The organism is Promicromonospora aerolata, from assembly GCF_042682255.1.
GTDB lineage: Bacteria > Actinomycetota > Actinomycetes > Actinomycetales > Cellulomonadaceae > Promicromonospora > Promicromonospora aerolata.
Genome location: NZ_JBHUHF010000001.1, coordinates 822,262 through 846,481 on the forward strand (window position 1 = coordinate 822,262; position 24,220 = coordinate 846,481).

Below are 24,220 nucleotides of genomic sequence, written 5' to 3' on the forward strand. Positions count from 1 at the left end.
CCGGCGACCCGTCCCGCGGTGACCAGTTTCGTACCGCCACTTTCGTACCGGCCCTTTCGTACCGGCCCGGCCCGCCCGGCCCTACGCTGACCCGCATGGCACAGGAGGAGCAGCCGGTACAGGCACAGCAGGTCCAGGCGGAGCTCGAGGCGGCCCACGAGGCGGCGTTCGAGCACGCGCGGCTCACCGGGCAGCTCGGCACGGTGCGGTCGGCGCTCGCCGACGCCGAGGCCCGCCTGGCGCGGGCCACGGAGGCGCTCGCGGGCGAGGCGGCCGACGTGCAGAAGCTCGAGGACTTCAGCCCCACCCTGATCTGGGCGACCATGCGCGGCAACCGGGACGAGCGGCTCGAGGCCGAGCGGGCCGAGCACCGGGCCGCCGAGTACGAGGTGGCCACCGCGCAGAACGCCGTGCGGAGCGCCGAGCGGGAGCGTTCAGCGGTCCGTGCCGCCCTCGACGGCCTCGGCGACGTCGCAGCACGGCGGGCCGCGGCGCTGGCCGCGAAGGAGGCCTGGGTGGTGGCCGCGGGGGCCGACGGCGCGGCGGAGCTCGGGCTGCTGGCGGCCGAGGTCGGTGCCGGGCGCGGCGAGCTGACCGAGCTGCGGGAGGTGATCACCGCGGCCGCGGGCGCCAGCAGTGCCCTGGCCGGGGCGCGGCGCCACCTGGACAGCGCCGGCAACTGGGCCACGTACGACACGTTCGGCGGCGGCTTCCTCGCCGACATGGTCAAGCGCCAGAAGATGGACCAGGCCGTCGAGCTGATGCGGCGGGCCGACGAGTCGCTGCGCGTCCTCTCCCGTGAGCTCGGTGACCTGGGCCGCGACGGCGTCGGCGGGATCGAGGTGGGTGACCTGGTCGGAGCGTTCGACATCTGGCTCGACGACATCTTCAGCGACTGGACGGTCATGAACCGCATCAACGAGGCCCGCGACCGGGTGCGTGAGGCGCTGGGCGCCGTCGGGCAGGTGCACGACGGCGCGGCCGAGCGCGCGACGGCCCTGGAGGCGCGGCTCGCAGAGCTGGACGCCCGGCGCGAGCGGTTGCTGACGGGCGGCTGAACGGAACCGCCTGCGGCTCAGCCGGCGCTCCACCCCGGTAGCAGGCGCTCCAGGGCGTCCACCAGCGGGATGGTGTCGCCGTCCTTGCCACCCGCGCCCAGCAGCAGCGGCGGACGGCGCGGCTCCGGCCGGAACCCGCGCACCCGGTCGAGCAGGCCGATCGGCGCGGTGAGCACGTAGAAGTCGCCGTCGGTGCTGATCCCGGCGGTACGGTCCACCCGCAGGTACCAGCCCTCCAGCGGCGTGCGGGCGGTACCGCGGCCGCCGTATCCCAGCACCCGCAGGGGCACGGGCGTGAGCCCCGCGGCCCGGGCCGCCGCCACGAACTCGCGCAGCAGGCCCTCGGCCCGGCCGTGCTCGGCATCCTGGCGTGCCTGCAGCCGCTCGCCCTGCAGCCGCACCGCCTCGGCCCGCTGCCGGGCCCACTGCTCGTCGCGCATGGGTGCAGTGTCGCAGGGTGGCCAGGAGCGGATGGTCGGCAGCTCGTCAGGTGATCGGCATTCCGTCAGGTGATCGGCAGTCCGGGGTACCGATCACCTGACGAACTACCGACTGCGCACGGCGCGACCCGCCACGCCAACCCGGTCGGTGAGGAACTCCTCCCAGGTGCGGCGGCCCACGGCCCGGTCCGGCGCGGTGCCCGCGCCGTCGCGCAGCGCCCGGGCCGCACCGCCCGGCTGCCGGATCGAGAGGATCGGGCGCCGCCGTCCCGCCGCGACGAGGTACGAGCGCAGCAGGTCGCGCATCTCGTACACGCGCGGGCCGCCCATGTCGGGCACGAGGCCGGCAGGTTCGGACAGCGCGAGCTCGACGAGCCGCTCCGCGACCTCGGCGGCCTCGATCGGCTGGATCCGGTAGCCGCTGAACGACGGCGCGACCGGCAGCTTGGCCAGCGCCTCGACGAGCGTCAGCACCAGGTCGTGGAACTGGGTGGCCCGCAGCGTGGTCCACGGCAGCCCGGACTGCTCCACGGCGAGCTCGGCGGCCCGCTTCTCCGCGATGTAGCCGAACGCGGCCCGGTCCACGCCGGTGGTCACGGGGATCCGGTCCGCGCCCACCACGGAGATGTACACCAGGTGCGGGGACCCGGCGGCGCTCGCCGCCTCGACGAGGGTGCGGGCCTTGTCGCCGTCGCCCTTGTTGCTGCCGGCCAGGTGGAGGATCGTCTCCACCCCGGTGACGGCGGCGGCCACACCCTCGCCCGTGCCCAGGTCCGCGGTGACGTGCTCGATGCCGGGCCGCGACTCGTGCGGCGTACGGCTCAGGACGCGGACGTCCCGGCCGGCCGCGCGCAGCAGCGGCACGACGTGCCGGCCCAGCGTGCCGGTCCCACCGGTGACGAGAATGGTTGCGGTCATGGCTCCTCCTTCTGCAGGAGCCGGAGCTCCTGGTCACATCGGGCGTCGTTCGCGGGTCAACGGGTCGTGACCCGGGCGACGTCGGGGTCTTCACTGGCATGACACGCGGCGACGGAGGAATGTGACAGCGATGAACGAACAGACGTGGTGGCGGGACAGCTTCGAGGAACACCGGCCGCACCTGCGCGCGGTCGCCTACCGGATGCTGGGCTCGGTCAGCGAGGCGGACGACGCGGTCCAGGACGCGTGGCTCCGGGTGGAGCGCGCCGACACCGCGGGGGTCGAGAACCTCGGGGGCTGGCTGACCACCGTCGTGTCGCGCGTGTGCCTCAACATGCTGCGCTCCCGGAACACCCGCGGCGAGGTGCCGCTGGACGTCCGGGTCCCGGACCCGCTGATCACGCCCGAGTCCGGCGCCGACCCCGAGACCGAGGCCGTGCTGGCCGACTCGGTCGGACTGGCGCTGCTCGTGGTGCTGGAACAGCTGGCTCCGGCGGAGCGGCTCGCCTTCGTGCTGCACGACACGTTCGGCGTGCCGTTCGCGGACATCGCGCCGATGATCGACCGGACGCCCGAGGCCACGCGCCAGCTCGCGAGCCGGGCCCGGCGCCGGGTCATGGGCTCCACCACGGCACCCGACGCCGACGTGCCGCGCCAGCGTGCGGTGGTGGATGCGTTCTTCGCCGCGGCCCGGGACGGTGACTTCGACCGGCTGGTCTCCGTGCTGCACCCGGACGTGGTGCTGCGGGCGGAGGGTGCGCACGGCCGCCCGACCGTCCTCTCCGGCGCGCACGAGGTGGCCGGGAACGCGCCCATGTACTCGGGGCTCGCGCCGTTCGTCCGACCGGTGCTCGTCAACGGGACCGCCGGGGCGCTCGTCGTGGTCAAGGGCCGAGCGGTCTCCGTCCTGGCGTTCGCCGTCGTGGCGGACCGGATCACCGAGATCGACGTGCTCTCCGACCCCGAGCGGCTGGCCGGGCTCGACCTCTCCGGCGTCCTGCCCGTCCAGGACTGAGCCCGGACGCCGGTGTCACGGACACGTGACTCCCGGCGGTCGGGACAACCCACGAGTCGGACGGAGGACAGCCGGATTTCCGCGGAACAGGCCCTCGACCAGCATGGACACATGACGCAGACCATGTACGACACCGGCCCGAGCTCGACCCCCACCACCGGTCAGGACCGCGCCGCGCACCGCAGAAAGCTGGCGGCCGCCGGCTTCGCGCTCGCGGTCCTCGCCGGGATCGCGGAGGGCGTCCTCTCCGTCGCCGCCGTCGGTGCACAGGGCATCGACGGCGGCCTGATCATGCAGATGGCCGTGCGCGGCGTGATCTTCGCCGCGGCGCTCACGTGTGCCTGGTTCCTGGCACAGGGCCGCCGGTGGGCGTGGTGGGCCCTGCTGGTCGGGCTCGGCATGCTCGGCATGGCCTCGATGGTGGTGCCCATGGCCGCCGAGCTCGCGGGCGGTGCCGGTCTGGCCGACGCGCTCGGCGGCGACATGTCGGCGGCACTGCCGGCGGTCCGGGTGGTGCACATCGCCTTCGTGCTGGTCGGCGTCGTCGCGATGCTGCGCCCGGACGTCCGCGCGAGCCTGTCCGCGCGCCGCTGACGGGCGCACCGGCGGGGCCGGTGCGCCCGTCGGGGTCAGTGGTGGTGGCGTTCGCCCGGGGCGACCGGAGTCGCGCCCGGGCGGGCCCACTGGACGGCCGGGCGGCCACCGATGCCACCGCTCCCGCCGTTTCCGACACCGTCCTCGTCCGTGCGCCAGAACCATCCCGGGGCCTTGCCATCCGGCCAGCCTTCCGGACTGTCCTGCCAGACCTCCTTGCGGCCGCGCACCGTCATGTCGAGCAGCGCGAGCGCGGGCATCGTCGCCTCGGCCCCGCGGCCCGTGACGGAGTTGGTGAGGAACACCCGGTCGCCCTGGCGCAAGAAGCACATCCAGGTGCCGAAGTCGCCGCCGCCCACCACCTCGTCCTGGGTGTCGAACACCGAGTACCAGTGCTGGGGGTACCCCATGAACTCGACGAACGGTGCGAGGTCCGCGTAGGGCGCCTTCGCGAACACGGCGAACGAGACGCCGCGGGCGTTGAGGTAGGCGGGATCCTGCACGGCCCAGTAGGTCATGGTGCAGCCCTCGCACTGGTGCTCGAACGGTTCGCCGAGGTGCCACATGTGCTTGTAGACGACCAGCTCCTCACGGCCCTCGAACAGGTCGAGCAGCGTGGCCGGTCCGTCCGGTCCCACGACGGTGGCCGCCGCGTCGACCTCGGTCATGGGCAGCCGGCGTCGGGCCGCCGCGATCGCGTCCCCCTCGTGGGTGTGCGCCTTCTCGCGGACCAGCAGCTCGTCGCGTGCGGCCTGCCAGGCCGCACGGTCGACGACGGGCGGGACGGCTGCCGCGCCGGGGCGCTCGGTGCGGCTCTCGTGCGTTGCGGTCATGGTGCTCTCCTCGTCGGTGCGCGGGTCTATCCCAGTACGGACGGACGGCCGGGCCGAAGCTCATCGGTCGGGCGCCCACCAGGTCGACGAACGGACGGGGCACGGATCGACCGCCGGCCGTCGCGCACGCGCCCGGTGCCCGCACCGGGGACGACGCGGCTACCGCAGCGCCGCCGCCACGATCTCCAGTGCCTCTGCCCGGCCGAGGCCGAGCGCACGGACCGTCTCGGCATACGTCGCCGCCGCGTCCTGGGCGAGGGAGAGACGCTGGTCGCCGGCCGCGCTCACGAAGGTGCCGGCGCGGCCGCGGGTCTCGACCAGTCCCGCCGCCTCCAGCTCTCGGTACGCACGGGCCACGGTGTTGACCGCGATGCCGAGGTCCGCGGCGAGGGCGCGCACCGTGGGCAGCCGCGTACCGACCGGGAGCGTCCGGTCCGCCATCTGCTGGGCGAGCGTGGTGCGCACCTGCTCGAACGGCGGGACGGGGGAGTCGGCGTCGATGCTGATCACGTCGGTAACACTACAAGCGCGGGCGCCGGCGGAACCAGGCGCGGCGGTGCGGGGCGGCCGCCGCGCGAACCCTCCGGAAGGGGTCGCCCTGGCCGACGCGCGGTGGTAGACATGTAGGACATTTCTGGAACATGGGGGGCACCATGGTTGAGCCGTACGAGATCAAGGACGACACGGGGATCGTGCTGGAGGTGCTGGCGGCGGACGACGAACCGCAGGGCGATCTGCAGGGTGGTCCGCAGGGCGAGACAGTGGGGGAGACGGTGGGCGACACCGGCGGCGACGCGCCGTCCGACATCGTGCCGATGGCCGTGCCGGACGCGCAGGCCCAGGCCGCGGTGAGCATCGCGTCGCGCGGGTCGTGGGGTGCTCGCTACCCGGACGGCGACCTGACGCTGACCGGGCCGGCCGTCGAGGTCTTCGTGCACCACTCGGTGACGGCGCACCTGTCCGCCGACGCGAGCATCGCCGCGGAGGCCGAGCAGATGCGCGCTCTGGAGAGCGTCGGCCAGTCGCGGTTCGGCACCGGCATCTCCTACAACGTGGTCATCTTTCCGTCCGGCCGGGCCTACCAGGGCGTGAGCTGGAACCGGCGGGGCACCCACACGGGGGGCCGCAACAGCACCTCGCGGTCCATCTGCTTCGCGGGGAACTACGAGACGACCACACCGACCTCCGCCCAGATCTCCACCGCCGCCGCGATCTACCGCGAGGGCAAGGACCGCTGGTGGACCCGGGATGCCCCGTTGCGGGGGCACCGGGACGTCTCGCAGACCGCCTGCCCCGGCCGGCACCTGTACGCACGCATCGACGACATCCGCACCGGCTCGGGCTCCACCCCGCCGAGCCCGGGGGAGCCCGACGGCCTGGTCGTGGACGGCTTCTGGGGGTCGGCCACCACCCGCCGGCTGCAGCAGGAGCTCGGCACCACCGTGGACGGCGTCGTCTCGTCGCAGAGCGTGTACTGGCGGGACGCCAACCCCGGCCTGACGACCGGCTGGCAGTGGGTCTCCGACGCACTGGGATCCCGGGTGATCGCCGCCCTGCAGGCCCGGATCGGGATGGACTCCGGCCAGCGGGACGGCAAGATCGGCCCGCAGACGATCCGCGCCCTGCAGCGCCATCTCGGTACACCGGTCGACGGCGTGATCTCCCGCGAGTCCCAGGCCGTCATGGCGCTGCAGCGCCGCCTGAACGCCGGGCGGGTCTGAGCGCGGCGCAGGCCCGTACGGTGCCGCGCTGGGCGAGCCGTGGAAGCGGCTGCCCGGCGCGGTGGGCGGGTTAGTCTCGCGTCCATGACCGACGCCGCCCAGCGCCCCGCATCCGACCACCCGCCCGCCGAGCACCGCACTCCCGAACCCATCCTCCTCGGGACGGCGCCCCGGCCCACCGACGGCGCCGACCTGACCGCCCGTATCCGGACCGCGCTCGCGGACGAGCTCGGAGGCAGGGCCGCCGGCCTGGACCGGACGTCGATCGCCGCGGTGCTGGACGGCGCGTCCGTCGCGTCGGCCGACATCGACCTGACCGGCGTCGTCGTGCGCACCGACGGCGCGGCGAACCCTGCCGGCGCCGGAACGAGCTGGAACCCGGAGATCGTCCGGCGCGAGCCGGGGACGCTGCACCGGCTGCGCGTGGACGCGCACCCGATCGTCGCGGTGGACCTGCCCGTCGACGTCACCGCGGAGCTCGAGGGCCTGCGGTTCGAGTGGGTGGAGGGCGCCGACGGCCGCGCCGGCGTCCTGCCGGTGGAACCCAGCGGGGAGCACCCGGTGTCGGGACACGCCCGCGTCGCCGTCGACAAGGCGGGTCTGGTGGCCACGGCCAGGGGGCTGCTGACCGTGGTCCTGCTGCAGCAGGGCATCACGCTGACGGGGCTGGAGGTGGACCTGGTCTCCGAGGGGCCGCGGTCGGCCACCTTGCGCGTGGACGCCGCGATCAAGAAGGGCATCTTCCTGTCCGCCCGGGTGCAGGCGACGGCGTCGGTCAGCGTCGACGCGAACATGGTGCTGGCGGTCCGCGACGTGCAGCTCGCGAGCGGAAACCCGCTGGTCGCGGCACTGCTGGGCACCATCCGCGGCCGGGTCGAGGCCGCCACGAGCTGCGACATCGACCTCGCCGAGAAGCTGCCGGACGGCGTCCGGCTGGCGGACGTGCGGCTGGACGTGGGCGAGGAGCTCGTGGTGACCGCCCGGCTGGCCTGAGGGTGAGCACCCTAACCCTCAACCTCACCCTTAACCTCGCCCGACCCTCGACCTCGGGTTGAGGCTGAGCGGGGGCCTCGTGTGGTCGGTAGGACGTCAGGTGATCGGCAACCCGGGCTGCCGATCACCTGACGTCCTACCGACCACACGGGCCGGGCCCGGCCCCCGCCCCGGCCCGGCGCGGGCCCGGCCGGGGCGCCAGACGGACTCAGTACGGGTTGTGCACGTAGGTGCGGGACAGGGGCTCCGGGATGCTGAAGTAGCTGGCCACCAGGCCCGCCGGGTCGGTGGCGAGAGCGCCGCGGCCGGGGCCGTCGTCGCCGTCGTCCCAGCCCCAGGGGGCGTTCGCGGAGTTCTGCGAGCAGGAGATCCCGCCGCTGCCGCAGCCGCCCGAGCGGTCGCCGGCGAACGTCCCGTGGCTCGCGAACAGCCGGGCGTCGGCGCGCTGCGCCCAGAGCCCGCCGGGTGCCTGGAGGTCGACGAGCCGGTAGGAGACGTCCCGGTCGTCCGGGTGCTCCGGCACCTCGGCGCGGCCGGCGGGGTAGTAGACGACGCCGTCGCCCCGGATGTCGTAGCCGGGACGCGCCTTGAGGCCGTGCCCCTTGGCCTCCTGGGCGGTGACCGGGTGGGCCAGACCGTCGTGCGGGTTGGTGGCCAGCTGCAGGGTACCGTCGAGCGTCTCGTCGCCCGCGCCCCAGGTACTGCCCGACGGTACGTAGAAGTAGAAGTCCGTGTGCGCCACGGTGACCGCTGCGCGCAGGGTGCCGAACCGGGAGCCGTCCTTCTGCACGGCGACCAGCACGCCCTCGGCGTCGTTCTCGTGCTCCGTGTCGAAGATCGAGTCGGCCCAGTCCCGGGGGTGGAAGAACATGTAGGTGACGAACCAGTGGCTGCCCGTCTCCAGCACCGAGTAGTAGGCGGTGGCGGCCAGCTCGTGGCGCCTGGTGTTGTCCCAGTTGTTGCGTGCGTCCAGATCGCCGTCGAAGTCGTAGGCGGCGATGTAGTCCGAGCGGCCGCCCAGCGCGTTGGTGCCGGTCTGGTCCACGTCCTGGTAGTGGACGGGTGCCCAGCGCTGGGCCACCTCGGCGTCGCTCACCGCCGACTGCTCGGCGTGCGCCGTCGGCCCGGCGGCGGCGGATCCCGCCGCCGCGACGCCCAGGGCGACCGAGGCCGCGGTCGTGCCGACTGCCAGCTTCAGTGCTCGTGCGGTTGTACGCATGGTGCCCTCGTTCCGGTCGGTGCGGAAGGTGCCGGTCGTCGGGCCAGACTTCACCCGCAGCATGGCCGCTTGGCGACGGCCGGGTAGCAACTGCGTGACGATTTGTCCGGTTAATTCGGCTGGATACATTACTGCGCATGGGACATGCGGTACATTCCGCCTAAACGACGTGGTGCGCGATCTGGTCGCGCCCAGAACCCCGGGGAGCCATGACAGTCACGACGACCACCCAGTCGGAGCGCCTGGTCGACCTGGACGACCTGATCCCGCTCACCGAGACCACCACCAGCGCCGATCCCGGGCGTGTGTACGAACGGCTGCGCGCCCGCTGGGGCAATGTCGCCCCGGTGCTCCTGGAGCCCGGCGTGCCGGCCTGGCTGGTGCTGGGGCACCGCGAGCTGGTCACCGTGCTGCGCAACGAGAGCTTGTTCGCGCGGGACTCGCGCAACTGGAGCCTGCTCGCCGACGGCACGGTCCGTCCGGACAGCGGCGTCGGCGGCGTGCTCGCCCCGCGCGACGGCATCTACTACGTGGACGGCCTGCGGCACCGGCACCTGCGCCGGCTCATCGACGACGCGTTCGAGAGCGTCGACGAGCACCGGCTCGCGGCGATCACCGAGCAGTGGTGCGGCCTCGCGCTGGACCGGGTGCTGGCCCAGGGCGAGGCCGACCTCGTGGGCGACTACGCCCGCGCCGTGCCGCTCCTGGTCATGTCCACGGTGTTCGGCCTCGAGCCCGAGCAGGCGCGCGCCATGCTGAGCCACGCCCGGACGGTGTTCCAGGCCAAGGGCGCCGCCGGGGGCGAGGCGCTCAACGCCCAGCGGGCACTGATCGCCGACCTGATCGCCAGCCGCCGCGCCGAGCCGTCGGACGACCTGACCTCCGCGATCCTGCGCCACCCGAGCCAGCCCACCGACCTGGACGCGCAGAGCGCCGTCTCGGCGACCCTCATCCTGGGCAGCGAGTTCGAGGTCGCGTGGATCACCCAGGCTCTGCGCCTGCGGCTCACCGACCCCCGGTTCGACGGCCGGTCGGGCGGCAGGCTGTCCGCGTCCGACACCCTGGAGGCCGCGCTCGGCTCCGCGCCCCCCGCGACCAACACCGGGCCGCGCTTCGCTCTGGCGGACACCACCCTCGGCGGCCGCAAGATCTGGGCCGGCGACGCCGTCGTGCCCGGCATCCTCGGCGCGAGCGCCGAGTCACGCGCCACCGGCGACGACATCTGGCTCGAGTCCGGCAACCTCTCCTACCTCACCTGGGGAGCCGGCCCGCACTCCTGTCCCGCACGCCGTCCGGCCACCGTGATCGCCCAGGTGGCGGTCGGCGCCGGGCTGCGCCGTCTCGGCGGAGTCACGCTGACGGTCCCGCCCGAGTCGCTGCGCGCTACGGGGACGCTGTGGTCGTCGGTGCCCCAGCACCTCCCGGTCCGGTTCGAGGAGCAGCGCCCGGCGCGGTGAGCGCGAGGATCTCCGGGACCACCACGCCCCACGCGATGCGCGGCGGGTACTGGTGCCCCACCCCGGACAGCAGCACCAGCCGTGCGCCCGGCACGGCGGCGGCCAGTGCCGCGCCGTGCTCGGGCGGGAACATCGGGTCCGCCTCGCCGTGCAGCACCAGGGTGGGCACGGCGACGTCGGCGAGCGCGCCCTCCGGTGTCCGGCCCTCGACCAGGAAGTGGTTCGACGCCGCAGCCGGGTCGATCGACCGCTCCGCGACGCGCCGAGCCGTCTCGAGCGTGGCCGCCGCGTCGTAGCCGGGCCCCGCGAACGCCCGCTCGCCCTCGACAAGGTGCCGCACGACGGCGTCCAGGTCGGACCAGTCGGGATCCGGCGGCGGATCGTCGAACAGCGCCCGGGCCTCCGCAGTGGGCGCAGGGAGGTCGGGGCCACCGGTGAGCGGGCTCGTCGACATCAGCGTCAGCGTCGCGACGCGGTCCGGGTGCTCGATCGCCGTCTGCTGCGCGATCCCGCCACCCATCGACACCCCGACCACGTGCGCACGCCCGAGCCCCAGCGTGTCGAGCAGCCGGACCGGGTCCTCCGCCAGGTCGTCCCCGGTGTACGACGGCGCCCCGGGCGGATCGGTCCGGGACCGGCCGGTGTCACGGTGGTCGTAGCGGATCACGAAGCGTCCGGGACCACTGGGGGAGTCGCCCGCGGCCAGCGCCTGGCAGAAGTCCTCGTGCCACCAGTCCATGGCGCTCGCGATCCCCCCGATCAGGAGGATCGCCGGGTCGGCGGGATCACCGAAGGTCTCGGCGCACAGTCGCGCGCCCGGAACGTCGAGCAGAGTCTCGGTCATGGCTGTCCGACGCCGCGGGCGCCGGGAACTCATCGGTCGCCGGTGGCGGTCTGTCGGATGCTCGGACGACTCGGATGGCTCCGTCGGCCTCAGAGGCCGAGGACCAGCGCGGCCCCGCCGAGCAGCCCCGCCACGCCCGCGCCGATCCACGCAACCAGCAGGTGGACCCTGGTCCGGGAACGATCCGTCTCGATCTCCGCGCGCAGGGCCGCGAACTCCTCGTGGGCGGCCTCGATCTCGGCGCGAGCGGCCTTGAGGTGCGCGTCCGCCCGGCCCGCCGTCGCCTGCGCGGTGACGGCGTCGGCCCGGGCTGCCGCCGCCTCGGTGCGGGCGGCGGCCGCATCGGCGCGAGCGGCTGCGGCGTCGGCACGTGCTGCCTCGGCCGCCGCCCCGGCGTGGTCCGCGGCAGTGCCTGCGTGGTCGGCCGCTGCCAGGGCGGCGGAGGTCAGGGCAGCGCCGTCGTCGAACGCCCGGGGCTCCGGCGTGTGTGGGCCGGCCGCGAGCCGGGGTGGCCGGCCCGCCGGCGCGACCTGCTGGGTCGCGTGGTCCTGTGCGTCGTGCGGCCGGCCCGGGGCCTCGGAGCGGGCGAGCTGGTTCTGCACCTCGGCCCTGAGGTCGGAGAGGAAGGGCTTGATGCCGCGGCCCTTGCGCTCCTTGGCGGAGGCGTGCCGCGGGACGCCGCCCGGTGGGATCGGCGCGTCGAGAGCGGTCGGGTCGTATTCGGTCGCCATGGGTGAGAAAGGTACAGGTACGGGCTCGCTCCCCGGCGATACGCTGCGTCGGTGCAGCTGACCCGGCCCGACCTCGCGCGGATCCTCGAACGCTCGGTCGCCGAACGCCCGACGGCGGACCTCGCCTGGCTGGACGCGCCGCCGGTCCGCGCCAGGGTGCTGCGGGAGCGGGTGGTGCTCGGCCCGGACGCGTCCGTCGCCGTGACCGCGGATGCCCTGTTCGGCTGGCGGATCCACCGGGGTGCCGGGCTGCTCGTCGCCTCGACCGGACCCGCGGCGGTGGGCGCGACCGTCGTCCAGGCGCTGCGCACCGGACCGCTCTGGTTCGCCGCACCGTGCCGCGTGCTCGATACCGTCCACGAACCCGACCGGGCAGGCTTCACCTACGCGACTCTGCCCCACCACCCGGAGACGGGCGTCGAGTCGTTCCGGGTGCTCCGCGAGGACGGCCGGCTCGTCTTCGAGATCCACGCCGTGGCCCGGCACGACTTCTGGGGATCACGCATCCTGCCGCGCATCGCCCACCGGATCCAGGACCGGGTCACGCGCGGCTACCTGGTCACGGCCCGGGGGCAGGACGGGGGCTGAGGCAGATTGGCAGTTGGGCTGGTGGGGCGGTGTGGTGGTTGGGGGCGGGTGAACGGTTTCTCGGGGGCCGAACCGCAAGTTGCGGGTGCTGTCATGTGCCGGACCGCGGCTTGGTCGGGTCCGCGGTGTGCCGAGCCGCAAGCTGCAGGTGTTCTCGTGTGCCGAACCGCAACGACACGCCGGAGTGACGGCACGCATTCGGCGTGTCGTTGCGGTTCGGCACGGCCGCGACGGCAGGCCCTGGTTCCTGCGCGTGGCGACGGGAGTGCCTCCTGCACACGGCCCGCCCCCTGCGCACGACCGCCTTCTTCGCACCGCCCGACCTCGTGCGGACCGCCCCGGCTCCTGAGCACCGGCCCGCTCTCCGCGCGGAGGTGGCTAACCCGGGAACTCGGCCAGGAAGTCGGTGAGGAGCTCTGTGATCTCGTCGGGACGTTCGAGGTTGGGCAGGTGGCCGGCCCAGCCGAGCTGGGTGTGCTTGGCGCCGGGGATGTGCCCGGCGAGGTGGTTCGCGATCGCTCGGAAGTGGTCGAGGTCCTGCCCCCCGGAGACGACCAGGGTGTGGGCGGTGATGGCCTCCAGGTCGATGGCGGGACCGGAGTTCTGGTGGATGTCTTCCTCGGCGGTGAGCTGGACCTCGAACGCGTGCTGCTGCATGGTGCGCAGCAGTTCGCGGGCGTCGTCGTCGGCCTCGGGCCCGAGCCAGGTGGCGACGTTGAGCTCGGTCGCGCCGGCGACGTCGCCGGCCTCGAGCAGCGCATCCTCGCGGCGGGCGAACCGTTGCAGGGAGCGGGTGGCCGGGAGGGCGAAGGCGGAGTTCAGCAGCACGAGATGGGATACGAGGTCCGGCCACTCGGAGGCGATCTGCAGCGCCACGTTCCCGCCCGACGACGCCGCGACGACCGCGACCGGACGCTCGCCCAGGGAGCTGAGGAGCGCCTTGATGTCGCCGGCATTGTCGAACGGATCACTGGTCAGCGGGGTGTCGCCGTAGCCGCGCAGGTCGCACCGGATCACGCGGTGGGTCCGAGCCAGGGGTGCGCGCTGCGGGGCCCACATCCGGGAGTCGGCGACGCCGGCGTGCAGGAGGAGAACGGCGGGACCGGAGCCTGTCGTGTCATGGCTGAGGATCATGCGCTGACGTTAGTCGCGGCGGGCGAGCGGTGACCAACGTAATCGGTGGACGCTGGCGCGGGCGACGGGTAGGATCGAACGCATGTTCGAAATGGTGGAGGGTCAGCAATCCGGCCGACCCGGCGGGCAGGCGCCGGAGTCCCCGGTCGACGCGGCGATTGCGGCGCTGCTCGATGAGGTGTTCACCGGCCCTCGCGTCACGTACGCGCCGGTCCGGGAGTCACCCACCTATTACGGCGGCCATCACCACGGTACGCCGAGGCACCGACGCTTCGTGCTGCGCGCCGGTACCGACCTCGACGATCCGCGCTGAGGCCTCTTGCCCTGCTCGCTGTCGCGTCCCGCGCTATCGCGTCGTCAGAGCACTACGGCGACCACTACGGCAACGAGGGCCAGCGCGATGCCGACCCAGGCGAACGTCGAGGCGGTGGCTACCTTCTTGGCGGCGGCGTCCGCGGCGTCACGGGCTGCTGATGCTGCCGCGGCAGCGGAATCTGCCGCTGCCTGGGCCGCCTCGCCGACGGCGCGGGCCGCGTCGAGGTCGGTCCGCAGTGCGCCAGTGGTCGAGGTCAGCGTGTCGATCTGCTCCTGCAGCCGCGCTGCCTCCCGGCGTGCGGCAGCGGCAGTCTGCTCGGCCGAGGTGGTCAGCTCAGCGGCAGCCTGCTCTCGTACCTGGTCGATGGCCTGGGCGAGTGCCTGCTCGTACGCCTTCTCCTGTGCGGCGCCCTGCTTGGCGACGAGCTCGCGTAGCTCGGTGCCCTGTTCCTTGAGGGTGACGGTGAGCTCGGCGCGCACCTCCTCCGGGGTCAGCGGCTTGTCCGGCTTGGCGAGGTAAGCGTCTGCCCAGGTGCGACGGGACCGGCTCGGCCTGCCCGGCTGGGCGGCACCGTCGACGACGGCCTCCTTCTCCTCGGCGCTGAGACGGTCGAGTGCTTCGGCGGCCGCCTTGACCGCAGGCGGTGTCTCTACCGGGGTCTTGGCGCCCTTCGGCGTCGATCCCTGGGGTGTCATCGGCGTCTTGGCCCCCTTGGGTGCCGCGGCGGCAGCCACGGGTGCGGCGTAGTCGGCATCGTCGTTGTCGCTCGACGCCGACTCGGGAATCTTGATGGGCTTGGTCAACAGAGCCCGGAGGCGGTCCATCCGCTCGGTCTTCTCGCCGCCCTCGCTCGGAGGCGCGTCGCTGTCACTGCTCATGGTCGAAACGTACTGCTCTGCCCGTTCTAGGTCGACTACCTAGGCTGGAGTGGCGCTTTTCCCGTACGGGCACTTCACCCCGTCCGGACGGTGGAAGGTCGGCAGGCCCAGAGGGGCCCGTCGATCGAGCGTCGTGCTCTCGACCGAGATCGTGCCCGGGCGACGTCATCGGAAAGTTCGGCGCGGAATGGAACCCGCGACCGGCTGCGGGCACTTACTCGGTGTGACCGGTGCTCCAGCTGCCGCGGCATCGCCTTCGCCGCCCATCCGCTCCGTAGACTCGATCGACGTGCGAGCTCGACCGCCCGACGTTGCTGCTGCGGCCCCCGCGGATCTGCAGGAGCCCGACGATGAAGCCTTGTGGCGGGCGGTGGTCATGCAGAACGACGCCGCGGCCTTCGGCACGATCTACGACCGCCACTGCGACTCCATCTACCGCTACCTGGCGCGACGTCTCGACAGCCGTGAGCTGACCGAAGACCTCTTGTCGACCGTCTTCCTGGAGGCGTGGCGGTGTCGCGCCCGAGCGAGTCTTGAGAACGGCTCTCCGCTGCCGTGGTTGTTCGGCATCGCGAGAATGACCCTGCGACGCAACACCCGGACCGCGATGCGTGCTCGTCGTGCCCTTGCGAGGCTCACGGCCGATTCGGTCCAGGCCGATCATGCCGATGGTGTCGCCGAGGCCTTTGATCGCGAGACGGACTCGAGACGCGTCCTGGCCGCGTTCCGACGCCTCCGCAAGATCGATCAGGACGTCATCGAGCTCTGCGTGTGGCAAGGCCTCGATCACGCGTCCGCATCGCTGTCTCTAGGAGTGCCGGTGGGCACGGTGAAGAGCCGTCTCTCGCGTGCGCGCACCCGACTGCAGAACTTGTTCGACGAGGAAATCGCAAAGGAATCACGATGAACGATCGATTTGATTCCGCCCCGGTCGTCGAGCCGCTCTCCGCGGACCGACGCCAACGGGTCCGGGCTACGGTCCTCGACGGGATCAGTGCCGCGCCGGGGCGTTCAGCACGCCGTTACGTGGTGCGCACCGCTGGCGTGATGGCAGCCGTAGCGGTGCTAGGGGTCGGCGCAGTGATCGGGACGAACGTGCTGCGCGATCAGCAACACTTGGTCCCGCTCGCCGCGGCTGCCGGCAGCATGCCGGTGTCTGCCGCGGAGTGCTCGCCTGCTGCAACGGCGGATCCGGGTGCCTTGGAGGGCGCGACCTATCTCCTTCAGCCGCCGACGCCTGCTGCGCTGAGCGACGTGCGGATGACGGTTGACGAGTGCCCTCGTGCCACCCCGGTCGCCGCCTTCTACCGGGCAGATGGATCGCCGGACGATGCTGTGCTGACCATCTGGAGCGGTGATGCGCAGTCCCCGCTGGGCCCCCTGGAGAACTTCGAGAACGCGGAGCGTGTCTCACTGGCGGTAGGGGCAGAAGACGCCTGGCTCGTCGACCTCGGTTGGGGCGTCTGGGTCGAGTGGCGGACCGACAGGGGCAGGCACCTGGTCACGTCCGCCGGCCTGGATCGCGACACGGTCACGTCGGTCGCGCGCTCCTACGACGGTGAGACGTCGGCAGAAGCGGCAGCCCTTGCTCCTTCTGGCCTTCAGGCCATCTCGCCGCTGCCGTCGTCCGATCGCCACGCGACATGGTCGGCCAAGTACGGCAACAGCGACCCGACAGAGAAGGGTGGTGAGCCCTGGGTCGAGATCCACGTCGAGCTGAGCGGGACACCCTGGGCTGCTCGCGCGAGCATCTATCCGATCCCTGCCGGCGGCTTGTCGGTCCCCACACGGTCGGGGACCGCGATACGTACCGGCGACAACGGCGGCTTCAGGTACGCCACCTGGTCCACCGAGACCGGCGCCCGGATTCAGCTCATGGCCAACCTCCCGGAGGCCGAGGTCCGCGAGCTCGCCGGCCGCCTGGAGCTCGTCGGGCCGCATGACCCGCGCCTGGACCGCTTCGAGGACGTCGTCCCCGGGGAAGCCCGGGGGCCGAGCCGTTCGCGACTCGACCCTTGACGTGCGGGTAGGTCTGCAGGCGTTGGAGGTTCATCGGTCCTGCTGTACCGGGCTGACGGGGGTCGTCGCCTGGCGGGCTCAGGCCGCTGCGGGCCGGTTCGGCCCATCTCTCACGGAACGTGAGTGTACGGTGAATGCTCTGCTGCTGTCCCCAAGCAAGCGAAGCCACGCACGCCTTCCGTAGCGGTAGAGTAGGGGTTTCGATTTCGAGGAGGGGCTGTGGGCCTGCAGCACAAGCAGATCGGTGAGGTGGCGGAACGCATCGGGCTTTCGCTGCGCACGATCCGCTACTACGAAGAGGTCGGCCTCGTGACGCCGTCGGCCCGGTCGCAGGGCGGGTTCCGCCTGTACACCGAGTCGGACATCGCGCGCCTGCAGCTGATCAAGCGGATGAAGCCGCTCGGGTTCGCGCTGGACGAGATGCGCAGCCTGCTCGACGCGCTCGACACGCTCGATGCCGCCGGATCGGACGAGGAGAGGCCCGACGATGCCTCGCGTGGAGCCGCCCTGGACCGCCTGAGCATGTTCGAGTCAGCGGCGGAAGAGCGGTGCGAGGCACTGCGCGACCAGCTCGCGATGGCCGAGGAGTTCGCCGACAGCCTGCGCAGGGAGGTGCGTCGGCAGCAGCGGGGGATCCGGTCCGGTGACGTCCGCTCGGGCGGAGCCCGGTGACGCACACCTTCGAGCGCACCATCCCCAGGTCACTCTGACCCCGCTGATCGCCGACGAGGACTGACGGAAGGAAACGGCCCCGCCGTCTGGGCAGCTGTCGCGGCCGAGCCGCGCCATCTGGCGGATACACCCGAGCGAGCCACGTCACATGCGGACGAATCGACTCTTCCCTAACGTCAGGGTAGGGTTGCCCACGGCTCGGACCTCCGCCTCACCCATTCCGGGGGACCGGCTCCATCCCACATTCTTCGTACGCAGTGTCGCGTGCTCAGTCCTGTCCACCCGGACCGGGTCTCGCGACCTTGGTCCTTGGGGCGTGCGCCCCAGAGCCCGTAAGGAAACACTGCGTGTCTCACACACCTGTCGACCTGCCCGATCCTGCCCCGGCGCCGATCCCGATGACGGGCGCCCCGGAGGCCACCGCATCCGGCTCGTTCCGGGCCGCGTTCAGTTCCGTCAAGACGTTCCGCACCGAGGTCCTCGCGGGGCTCGTGGTGGCGCTGGCCCTGATCCCGGAGGCGATCGCCTTCTCGATCATCGCGGGGGTCGACCCGCGGATCGGTCTGTTCGCGAGCTTCACCATGGCGGTGTCGATCTCGTTCCTCGGCGGGCGCCCCGCCATGATCTCCGCGGCGACCGGTGCCATCGCACTGGTCATCGCACCCGTCGCCCGCGAGTACGGGATCGACTACCTCGTCGCCACAGTGATCCTGGGCGGGATCATCCAGGTGGTCCTGGGCGTGCTCGGCGTCGCGAAGATCATGCGGTTCATCCCGCGGTCGGTGATGGTCGGCTTCGTCAACGCGCTGGCCATCCTGATCTTCCTGTCCCAGGTGCCGCACCTGGTCGGTGTGCCGTGGATCGTCTACCCGCTGGTCGCCGCCGGCATCGTGATCATGGTGCTGCTGCCCCGGTGGACCAAGGTGGTCCCAGCGCCGCTGGTCGCCATCGTGCTGCTGACCGTCGCGGTCGTGGTCGCGGCGATCAACGTGCCGACCGTGGGTGACGAGGGCACGCTGCCCGAGTCGCTGCCCAGCCTGTTCTTCCCGAACGTGCCGCTGAACCTGGAGACGCTGCAGATCATCGCGCCCTACGCACTGGCGTTGGCGCTGGTCGGCATCCTGGAGTCGCTGCTGACCGCCAAGCTGGTCGACGACGTCACCGACACCCACTCGAACAAGACCCGTGAGGCGTGGGGGCAGGGCACCGCCAACGTCATCACCGGGTTCTTCGGCGGCATGGGTGGCTGCGCGATGATCGGCCAGACCATGATCAACGTGAAGGCCTCCGGCGCACGGACTCGCCTGTCGACGTTCCTGGCCGGTGTGTTCCTGCTGATCCTCGTGGTCGGGCTCGGTGACGTCGTGGCGATCATGCCGATGGCGGCGCTGGTCGCGGTGATGATCATGGTCTCGGTCGGCACGTTCGACTGGCACTCGATCCAGCTGTCGACCCTGCGGCGCATGCCGAAGTCGGAGACCACGGTCATGGTCGCGACGGTGGTGGTGACCGTGGCGACCCACAACCTCGCCTACGGCGTGATCGTGGGTGTGCTGGTCGCGATGGTGCTGTTCGCTCAGCGGGTCGCGCACTTCACCTCGGTCAAGCGCCTGGATGCCTCGGACGCTGACGACCAGCGGGTGTACGCCGTGGAGGGCGAGCTGTTCTTCGCCTCGTCCAACGACCTGGTCTACCAGTTCGACTACGCGGGCGACCCCAAGAACATCGTGATCGACATGACCAAGGCCCACATCTGGGACGCCTCGACCGTCGCGTCGCTGGACGCCGTGACCACCAAGTACGAGGCCAAGGGCAAGACAGTCACGATCATCGGCATGAACGACGACTCCGCGGCCCGCCACGAGCGGCTCGCCGGCAACCTGGGCGCCGGCCACTGACTTCGGTAGGTTGGTGATCAGCGCCGGCGAGTTCGGTCGGATGGTATGAGATCGGTCGGTTGATGGACCGACCTCATACCATCCGACCGAACTCGTACCCCCGGCGCTGAGGTAGGAGGAGACAGTGAACAGGCCGCGGGTGCTGATCTTCGATGTCAACGAGACCTTGTCGGACATGGCTCCGATCGCCGGCAGGTTCGAGGCGGTCGGCGCCCCGGCGCACCTGGCCAAGGTGTGGTTCGCGGGCCTGTTGCGGGACGGGTTCGCGCTCACCGTCGCCCAGGAGAACCCGTCCTTCGCGCAGCTGGGCGCCGAAGGACTCCGTTCGGTCCTGGCGGGGATCCCGTTGAACCGCCCGGTCGAGGACGCGGTGCACCACATCATGGCGGGGTTCGCGGGCCTGGCAGTCCACCCGGACGTGCCCGGTGGCGTGCGGGCGCTGGCGGACCTGGGCATCCGGCTGGTCACCCTGAGCAACGGGTCGGCGTCGATCGCGCAGCGGCTGCTGTCCGAGGCGGGGCTGGACGACGCCTTCGAAGCATTCCTGTCCGTGGAGCAGGCCGGCATCTGGAAACCGGCGCCCGGTGCCTACACGTTCGCGCTGGAATCCTGCGGGGTGGATCCGATGGAAGCGATGCTGGTCGCCGCTCATCCCTGGGACACCGACGGAGCGTGCCGGGCCGGCCTGTCCGCCGCCTGGATCAACCGGGCCGGCGGACCCTATCCGGAGTACTTCCGGCCGCCGGACCTGGAGGCTCCGTCGCCGCTCCGCCTGGCGGAACAGCTGGGGTAAGGCACCTACTCGCCGCAGTAGTCCCGTAGGCGGATCAGGTCGAGGACGTTGATCCGTCCCCGGCCGAGGCTGACCAGTCCCTCGTCGCTCAGCTCGCCGAGGACCTTGGTGGTGGTCTCACGGGAGGTCGCGGCCAGGGCCGCGAGCTGTTCGTGGGTGAGCCGTACCTGAACGCCGCGGCCCAGGCCTGGTGCGGCGCCGGTGGCCAGCGTGGCGAGCGTGGACGCTATGCGTTCCGGGACCGACTTGAAGACCGTGTCCGAGAGGCGTTGCTCGATCATGCCGAGACGCCTGCCCAGGGTCTCCGAGATCCGGACGGCGATGCGCGGGTCCCCGAGCAGCAGCCGTTTGACGTCGGACTTGCTCATCACGCAGACCACCACCTCGTCGAGGGCCTCGGCGTAGTTGTCGTGCATCTGCTGGCCGACGATGACCATCTCGCCGAAGATCGTGCCCGGCGAAATAATGGCGGTGGTCAGGGCACGGCCGTCGGGGGAGGTCCGGAAGATCCGGATACGACCCTGCTTGAGGATGAACAACGTCTCGACCGGCTGGTGCGGTGTATAGACCAGGGCGCCGGGCGCGAAGGTGCGTCGGGGCGCCGCGGCACCGAGGGCGTCCATCTCGGCGGCGTTGAGGTCGCAGAAGATGTCGACCTCGGCCATGCACCAGGGCGTGCCGGGGGAGTTGCGGCGGTCACCGGCACGTTCGAGGTCCACGTGTTCCTCTCTTCGGCCGGGCGACCAAGGCCGGAGGCCGCCGGCAAGGGCCGCAGGATCCGCCATCGGCAGGCAGCACGGCATGTTCATCCTCATCTTTCCAGCCATGACGGTCTCCTGTCGTCCGCACCGGCGGCTCGTGACAGCTGCAGCTCAGTACGCCGCTGGAGCGGACTGAGCCGGACGTGACAGTCGCAGTCCGACGATCATGCCCAGCACGATGCCGAAGAGCAGGTGCTCCACGGTGAACGTGCCCCAGCCGGCCATGGCGGCCATGTCAGCGATGGGCTCGCCGGCTCCGGTCGCCGCCGCAGCGAGCGGCAGGAGGATGAAGGCGCTCATGACCAGCACGATCGCGCCCCAGACCAGGCCGAGTGCGGTGAGCGCGAGGGTGCCGAGCCGGAGGCGTGCCATGAGGAGGCCGAAGACGGCGCCGTACACCGCGCCGGTCATCATGTGGATCAGGGCGCCCAGCACGGCTACCCCGAAGGAGAAGGTGAAGGCGGTGCCGGCCGTGCCGTTCTCCATCGACGTCATCATCGTCTCGGGGGCCGCGACCAGCGAAGCGATGTGGTAGAGCGGCGTGAAGAATCCGGTGTCCTGCACCCACCCGGCGACCATGGCGTACATCGCCATGACCAACGAGGCGATCACGCCCGCGACGGCGCCGATGACCGCCGCGCGGCCCAGGCTCGTGGAGTGGCTGGTGGTGTGAGTCGTGCTCATGACAGTTCCCTCTTCCTGACGTTCGGTCCGGGTGCCGCGTTGCTCTTCCCGGACCTGCCCGCATGTATGTGGCCCGTCGAGGGCGAGGCGACCACAGATCGTGGTCGACGTGTCTCGAACCTAGGAACCCAGCCCTCCTCGTTCCGTAAGCGGGCTCACATTTCTCGCGATCTGGCGCGCGCAGACTTGGCACCTCGAAGACCGCCCAGCGCCGTACCCTTCACTCGCGCAGGTGCACGAACGGCTCGCGAACCGGTCCACCGGCTGAACCGCATAGGTTGGAAAGATGCTGATCAAAAGCACGCTGACAACGGTTCCCGCCCCATCCCCCTCGGACAGCGGTGAATCGGGCCGAGGACGCTGCCATGCCTGACGCCGACCCCGGCCCCGATGGGCCACTGTCGCCGTTCGACAAGTACGTGGTGCCGGAGATCCCCGTGCTCTACCGCGTCGGGCTCGCTCTGACGCACCAGCACGCCGATGCTGAGGACCTCGTGCAGGAGACGTTGATCCGCGCCTACCGTGCGATCGACCGGTTCGACGGGGCGCACCCGCGGGCCTGGCTGCTGACCATCATGCGGCACACGCACCTCAACCGGCTTCGGGTCCGCAGTGCCGTGCTCCTCGCCGACCGTGACGGTGTGGCCGACGGCCTGGACCGTGTCGGCCCGCCGGTACCGGCGGCAGAGGAGGTAGTGGTCAGCGAGCTCTTCGAAGCGGCCACCGAGAAGTCGCTGGCGGCGCTCTCGGACAAGCACCGGCGGGTGGTGCAGCTCGTCGACCTCGGGGGACTGTCGTACCAGGAGGCCGCTGACGAGCTCGGAGTTCCGCGTGGGACGGTGATGAGCCGGCTGCACCGGGCTCGCGCGCGCATCCGGGCGGACCTCGCCAAGGCGGGGCTGGCACCTCGCAGGAAGGGGATGTGATGAGCCGGATGTCGCTTCTTGAGTGCTATCACGTGGCTAAGGTGCTGCAGAGCTACCTCGACGGTGAGGCCGAACCGGCCACGTCCAGCGTGGTCGCTTCCCACCTCGAGACGTGTCGCCGTTGTGGGCTGGAGGCGGAGACGTACCTGGCGATCAAGGCGGCCCTCGCCGTGGGCAGCGAGAGACCGCCACCGGTCGACCCGGAGGCCGTCGACCGCCTCAAGCGATTCGCCGACGGGCTCTCAGCTCGGTAGCTCTACCTGCTGGACCAGGCTCGGCGCAGCGCGACGAGCCTGGTCAGGAGCCACCGGGTCGTGGGTGCGGCCAGGCGGCTCTGGACCTCGGAGATTGCCGCATTCCATACCCCGTCGCCATAGGTGGGGTACGGGTGGGTGGTACCGGCAAGGTCCGTGGCGGTCAGTCCTTTTCGTACGGCGAGGGTGACCTCGGCGAGCGACTCTCCCGCGCGAGGGCCCACGACGGTCCCGCCCAGGACCCGGCCGCGAACCCCGAGGGTCAGGCGGGAGAACCCGCCGGTGCGGCTCTCGGCCTGCGCCCGGTCGACGTCCACGTGCTGACGCGTGACCGTCCGCGGTTCCGCACCACCGTCGTGCGCCCAGGTCGGGGCGCCGACGGCGGCGACCTCCGGATCGGTGAACGTCACCCGCGGGACCGCCGAGAAGTCCACGCGCCTGCGCACGCCGAGGACGGCGTTGCTCGCCGCGAGGCTGCCGTGAACGCCGGCGACATGCGTGAACTGGGGATGTGGCGTGACGTCGCCGGCGGCCCAGATTCGCGCGCTGGATGTGCGCAGCTGTGGGTCGACGGTCACGAACCCTCGCGGCTCGAGGTCGACACCGGCCGCGTCCAGCCCGAGCCCGCCGGTACCGGGGCGGCGTCCGACCGCCACGAGCAGAGCATCGTAGGGCAGCACCCGTTCGCCTGAGTCGTCGTCGACGACCAGCTCGCCGGCTTCTCCCGGCCGCCCGCGGACCGCGACCGCCCGCGTCCCTGCCAGGGCCTCGACTCCGTCGTGCTCGAGGGTGCCGTGCACCAGCGCGGCGGCGTCCGGGTCTTCCCGGGGCAGCAGGCGGGGCAGTGCCTCGACGAGGGTGACGCGGGAGCCCAGTCGGGCGAAGGCCTGGCCGAGCTCGCACCCGATGCTGCCTCCGCCCATGACGACCAGGCGGTGGGGGAGCGATTCGAGGTTCCAGACGGAGTCGCTGGTGAGCGGGTCGGCCTCGGCCAGGCCGGGGACGGGGGGCACCAGGGGCTGCCCGCCGGTCGCGATGAGCGCATGGTGAAAGTCGATCCGATCGCCCGCGACTTCGACGGACGTGGGCCCGGTGAAGACCGCGTCCCCGTGGATGACGTGGACTCCAGCCGCGGTCAGCGCCTCGGGGGTGTCCTGCGGCTCGATCGCCGCGATCGTGGAGCGCACGTGCCGCATCACCCCGGGGAAGTCCGTCTCGACACCGGACACGTGCACGCCCAGTGTCGCCGCGCGACGGGCCTCGGCAGCCCGGCCGGCGGCCGCGAGGAGCGCCTTGCTCGGTACACATCCCGTCCACAGACAGTCACCGCCCGTGCGGTCCCGCTCGACGAGCGCCACCCGGGCGCCGAGCCGTGCGGCGGTCTTGGCCGCTACGATCCCGGCGGTTCCTCCGCCGACGACGAGCAGGTCCCAGGGCTGGTGCGGTGCGGTCACGTGCGGCTCCTCGTCGTCCG

General features: G+C 71.9%; 27 protein-coding genes. 15 read left to right on the top strand and 12 right to left on the bottom strand.

Annotated elements, in window-relative coordinates:
- The first annotated feature begins 95 nt into the window (after window positions 1-95).
- A complete protein-coding gene (locus ACFSL2_RS03655) occupies window positions 96-1,058 on the top strand; it encodes a hypothetical protein (RefSeq protein WP_377196536.1) in 963 nt (320 codons plus the stop codon).
- A gap of 17 nt (window positions 1,059-1,075) precedes the next feature.
- On the opposite strand, the gene ACFSL2_RS03660 is transcribed toward ACFSL2_RS03655, so the two are convergent.
- Window positions 1,076-1,498 carry a hypothetical protein gene (locus ACFSL2_RS03660; protein WP_377196537.1) on the bottom strand — a complete coding sequence of 141 codons (423 nt, stop codon included), beginning with the start codon at window positions 1,496-1,498 and terminating at the stop codon, window positions 1,076-1,078.
- Window positions 1,499-1,603: 105 nt separating this feature from the next.
- Window positions 1,604-2,416, bottom strand: a complete 813-nt coding sequence (locus ACFSL2_RS03665; RefSeq protein WP_377196538.1) for an SDR family oxidoreductase — start codon at window positions 2,414-2,416, stop codon at window positions 1,604-1,606.
- 130 nt (window positions 2,417-2,546) lie between these two features.
- Between ACFSL2_RS03665 and ACFSL2_RS03670 the strand changes: the two genes are divergently transcribed.
- Window positions 2,547-3,431 (top strand): sigma-70 family RNA polymerase sigma factor, encoded by an 885-nt coding sequence (locus tag ACFSL2_RS03670; protein ID WP_377196539.1) that lies wholly within the window; start codon window positions 2,547-2,549, stop codon window positions 3,429-3,431.
- Between the two features lie 111 nt (window positions 3,432-3,542).
- Window positions 3,543-4,025, top strand: coding sequence for a hypothetical protein (locus ACFSL2_RS03675; protein WP_377196540.1), 483 nt, complete (start codon window positions 3,543-3,545; stop codon window positions 4,023-4,025).
- A 35-nt stretch (window positions 4,026-4,060) separates the two neighbouring features.
- Here the strand turns inward: ACFSL2_RS03675 and ACFSL2_RS03680 are convergent, their stop codons facing one another.
- A complete protein-coding gene (locus ACFSL2_RS03680; protein ID WP_377196541.1) occupies window positions 4,061-4,858 on the bottom strand; it encodes a DUF899 family protein in 798 nt (265 codons plus the stop codon).
- Window positions 4,859-5,017: 159 nt separating this feature from the next.
- A complete protein-coding gene (locus ACFSL2_RS03685; protein WP_377196542.1) occupies window positions 5,018-5,368 on the bottom strand; it encodes a GntR family transcriptional regulator in 351 nt (116 codons plus the stop codon).
- Between the two features lie 143 nt (window positions 5,369-5,511).
- Here ACFSL2_RS03685 and ACFSL2_RS03690 point away from each other — a divergent pair, with 143 nt between their 5' ends.
- Window positions 5,512-6,579 (top strand): peptidoglycan recognition protein family protein, encoded by a 1,068-nt coding sequence (locus tag ACFSL2_RS03690; RefSeq protein ID WP_377196543.1) that lies wholly within the window; start codon window positions 5,512-5,514, stop codon window positions 6,577-6,579.
- A gap of 84 nt (window positions 6,580-6,663) precedes the next feature.
- Complete coding sequence (locus ACFSL2_RS03695) at window positions 6,664-7,572, top strand: hypothetical protein (protein WP_377196544.1); 909 nt, start codon at window positions 6,664-6,666, stop codon at window positions 7,570-7,572.
- Between the two features lie 208 nt (window positions 7,573-7,780).
- Here ACFSL2_RS03695 and ACFSL2_RS03700 read toward each other — a convergent pair whose 3' ends face one another.
- Window positions 7,781-8,791 (bottom strand): hypothetical protein, encoded by a 1,011-nt coding sequence (locus ACFSL2_RS03700; RefSeq protein WP_377196545.1) that lies wholly within the window; start codon window positions 8,789-8,791, stop codon window positions 7,781-7,783.
- A gap of 209 nt (window positions 8,792-9,000) precedes the next feature.
- Between ACFSL2_RS03700 and ACFSL2_RS03705 the strand changes: the two genes are divergently transcribed.
- Window positions 9,001-10,248, top strand: coding sequence for a cytochrome P450 family protein (locus tag ACFSL2_RS03705; protein ID WP_377196546.1), 1,248 nt, complete (start codon window positions 9,001-9,003; stop codon window positions 10,246-10,248).
- Here the strand turns inward: ACFSL2_RS03705 and ACFSL2_RS03710 are convergent.
- Both ACFSL2_RS03710 and ACFSL2_RS03715 read right to left on the bottom strand, forming a co-directional pair.
- Complete coding sequence (locus ACFSL2_RS03710) at window positions 10,175-11,092, bottom strand: alpha/beta fold hydrolase (protein ID WP_377196547.1); 918 nt, start codon at window positions 11,090-11,092, stop codon at window positions 10,175-10,177. The genes ACFSL2_RS03705 and ACFSL2_RS03710 overlap by 74 nt on opposite strands.
- Window positions 11,093-11,181: 89 nt before the next feature.
- The gene (locus ACFSL2_RS03715; RefSeq protein ID WP_377196548.1) at window positions 11,182-11,823 is read right to left on the bottom strand and encodes a hypothetical protein; all 642 of its coding nucleotides are present in this window, start codon (window positions 11,821-11,823) and stop codon (window positions 11,182-11,184) included.
- Between the two features lie 51 nt (window positions 11,824-11,874).
- Here ACFSL2_RS03715 and ACFSL2_RS03720 point away from each other — a divergent pair, with 51 nt between their 5' ends.
- A complete protein-coding gene (locus ACFSL2_RS03720) occupies window positions 11,875-12,411 on the top strand; it encodes a DUF1990 family protein (protein WP_377196549.1) in 537 nt (178 codons plus the stop codon).
- Window positions 12,412-12,789: 378 nt separating this feature from the next.
- On the opposite strand, the gene ACFSL2_RS03725 is transcribed toward ACFSL2_RS03720, so the two are convergent.
- Window positions 12,790-13,545, bottom strand: coding sequence for an alpha/beta fold hydrolase (locus ACFSL2_RS03725; RefSeq protein ID WP_377196550.1), 756 nt, complete (start codon window positions 13,543-13,545; stop codon window positions 12,790-12,792).
- Window positions 13,546-13,627: 82 nt separating this feature from the next.
- On the opposite strand from ACFSL2_RS03725, the gene ACFSL2_RS03730 reads away from it, so the two are divergent.
- Window positions 13,628-13,858, top strand: coding sequence for a hypothetical protein (locus ACFSL2_RS03730; RefSeq protein ID WP_377196551.1), 231 nt, complete (start codon window positions 13,628-13,630; stop codon window positions 13,856-13,858).
- A gap of 44 nt (window positions 13,859-13,902) precedes the next feature.
- Here ACFSL2_RS03730 and ACFSL2_RS03735 read toward each other — a convergent pair whose 3' ends face one another.
- Complete coding sequence (locus ACFSL2_RS03735) at window positions 13,903-14,739, bottom strand: hypothetical protein (protein ID WP_377196552.1); 837 nt, start codon at window positions 14,737-14,739, stop codon at window positions 13,903-13,905.
- A 289-nt stretch (window positions 14,740-15,028) separates the two neighbouring features.
- Between ACFSL2_RS03735 and ACFSL2_RS03740 the strand changes: the two genes are divergently transcribed.
- From ACFSL2_RS03740 to ACFSL2_RS03760, 5 genes are all read left to right on the top strand, one after another.
- Window positions 15,029-15,646, top strand: coding sequence for an RNA polymerase sigma factor (locus ACFSL2_RS03740; RefSeq protein ID WP_377196553.1), 618 nt, complete (start codon window positions 15,029-15,031; stop codon window positions 15,644-15,646).
- A 353-nt stretch (window positions 15,647-15,999) separates the two neighbouring features.
- The gene (locus tag ACFSL2_RS03745) at window positions 16,000-16,758 is read left to right on the top strand and encodes a hypothetical protein (protein WP_377196554.1); all 759 of its coding nucleotides are present in this window, start codon (window positions 16,000-16,002) and stop codon (window positions 16,756-16,758) included.
- Between the two features lie 219 nt (window positions 16,759-16,977).
- Window positions 16,978-17,430, top strand: a complete 453-nt coding sequence (locus tag ACFSL2_RS03750) for a MerR family transcriptional regulator (protein WP_377196555.1) — start codon at window positions 16,978-16,980, stop codon at window positions 17,428-17,430.
- Between the two features lie 398 nt (window positions 17,431-17,828).
- Window positions 17,829-19,328 (top strand): SulP family inorganic anion transporter, encoded by a 1,500-nt coding sequence (locus ACFSL2_RS03755; RefSeq protein ID WP_377200759.1) that lies wholly within the window; start codon window positions 17,829-17,831, stop codon window positions 19,326-19,328.
- A 124-nt stretch (window positions 19,329-19,452) separates the two neighbouring features.
- Window positions 19,453-20,121, top strand: a complete 669-nt coding sequence (locus tag ACFSL2_RS03760; RefSeq protein ID WP_377196556.1) for a haloacid dehalogenase type II — start codon at window positions 19,453-19,455, stop codon at window positions 20,119-20,121.
- Window positions 20,122-20,126: 5 nt separating this feature from the next.
- Here ACFSL2_RS03760 and ACFSL2_RS03765 read toward each other — a convergent pair whose 3' ends face one another.
- Both ACFSL2_RS03765 and ACFSL2_RS03770 read right to left on the bottom strand, forming a co-directional pair.
- A complete protein-coding gene (locus tag ACFSL2_RS03765; RefSeq protein WP_377196557.1) occupies window positions 20,127-20,840 on the bottom strand; it encodes a Crp/Fnr family transcriptional regulator in 714 nt (237 codons plus the stop codon).
- Between the two features lie 153 nt (window positions 20,841-20,993).
- Window positions 20,994-21,566, bottom strand: coding sequence for a hypothetical protein (locus ACFSL2_RS03770; protein WP_377196558.1), 573 nt, complete (start codon window positions 21,564-21,566; stop codon window positions 20,994-20,996).
- Between the two features lie 365 nt (window positions 21,567-21,931).
- Between ACFSL2_RS03770 and ACFSL2_RS03775 the strand changes: the two genes are divergently transcribed.
- Together ACFSL2_RS03775 and ACFSL2_RS03780 are read left to right on the top strand one after the other, a co-directional pair.
- A complete protein-coding gene (locus ACFSL2_RS03775) occupies window positions 21,932-22,492 on the top strand; it encodes an RNA polymerase sigma factor (protein ID WP_377196559.1) in 561 nt (186 codons plus the stop codon).
- 32 nt (window positions 22,493-22,524) lie between these two features.
- On the top strand, window positions 22,525-22,746 hold the full coding sequence (locus ACFSL2_RS03780; RefSeq protein WP_377196560.1) for an anti-sigma factor family protein: 222 nt from the start codon (window positions 22,525-22,527) through the stop codon (window positions 22,744-22,746).
- Window positions 22,747-22,748: 2 nt separating this feature from the next.
- Here the strand turns inward: ACFSL2_RS03780 and ACFSL2_RS03785 are convergent, their stop codons facing one another.
- Window positions 22,749-24,200 (bottom strand): dihydrolipoyl dehydrogenase family protein, encoded by a 1,452-nt coding sequence (locus ACFSL2_RS03785; protein ID WP_377196561.1) that lies wholly within the window; start codon window positions 24,198-24,200, stop codon window positions 22,749-22,751.
- Window positions 24,201-24,220: the final 20 nt, after the last annotated feature.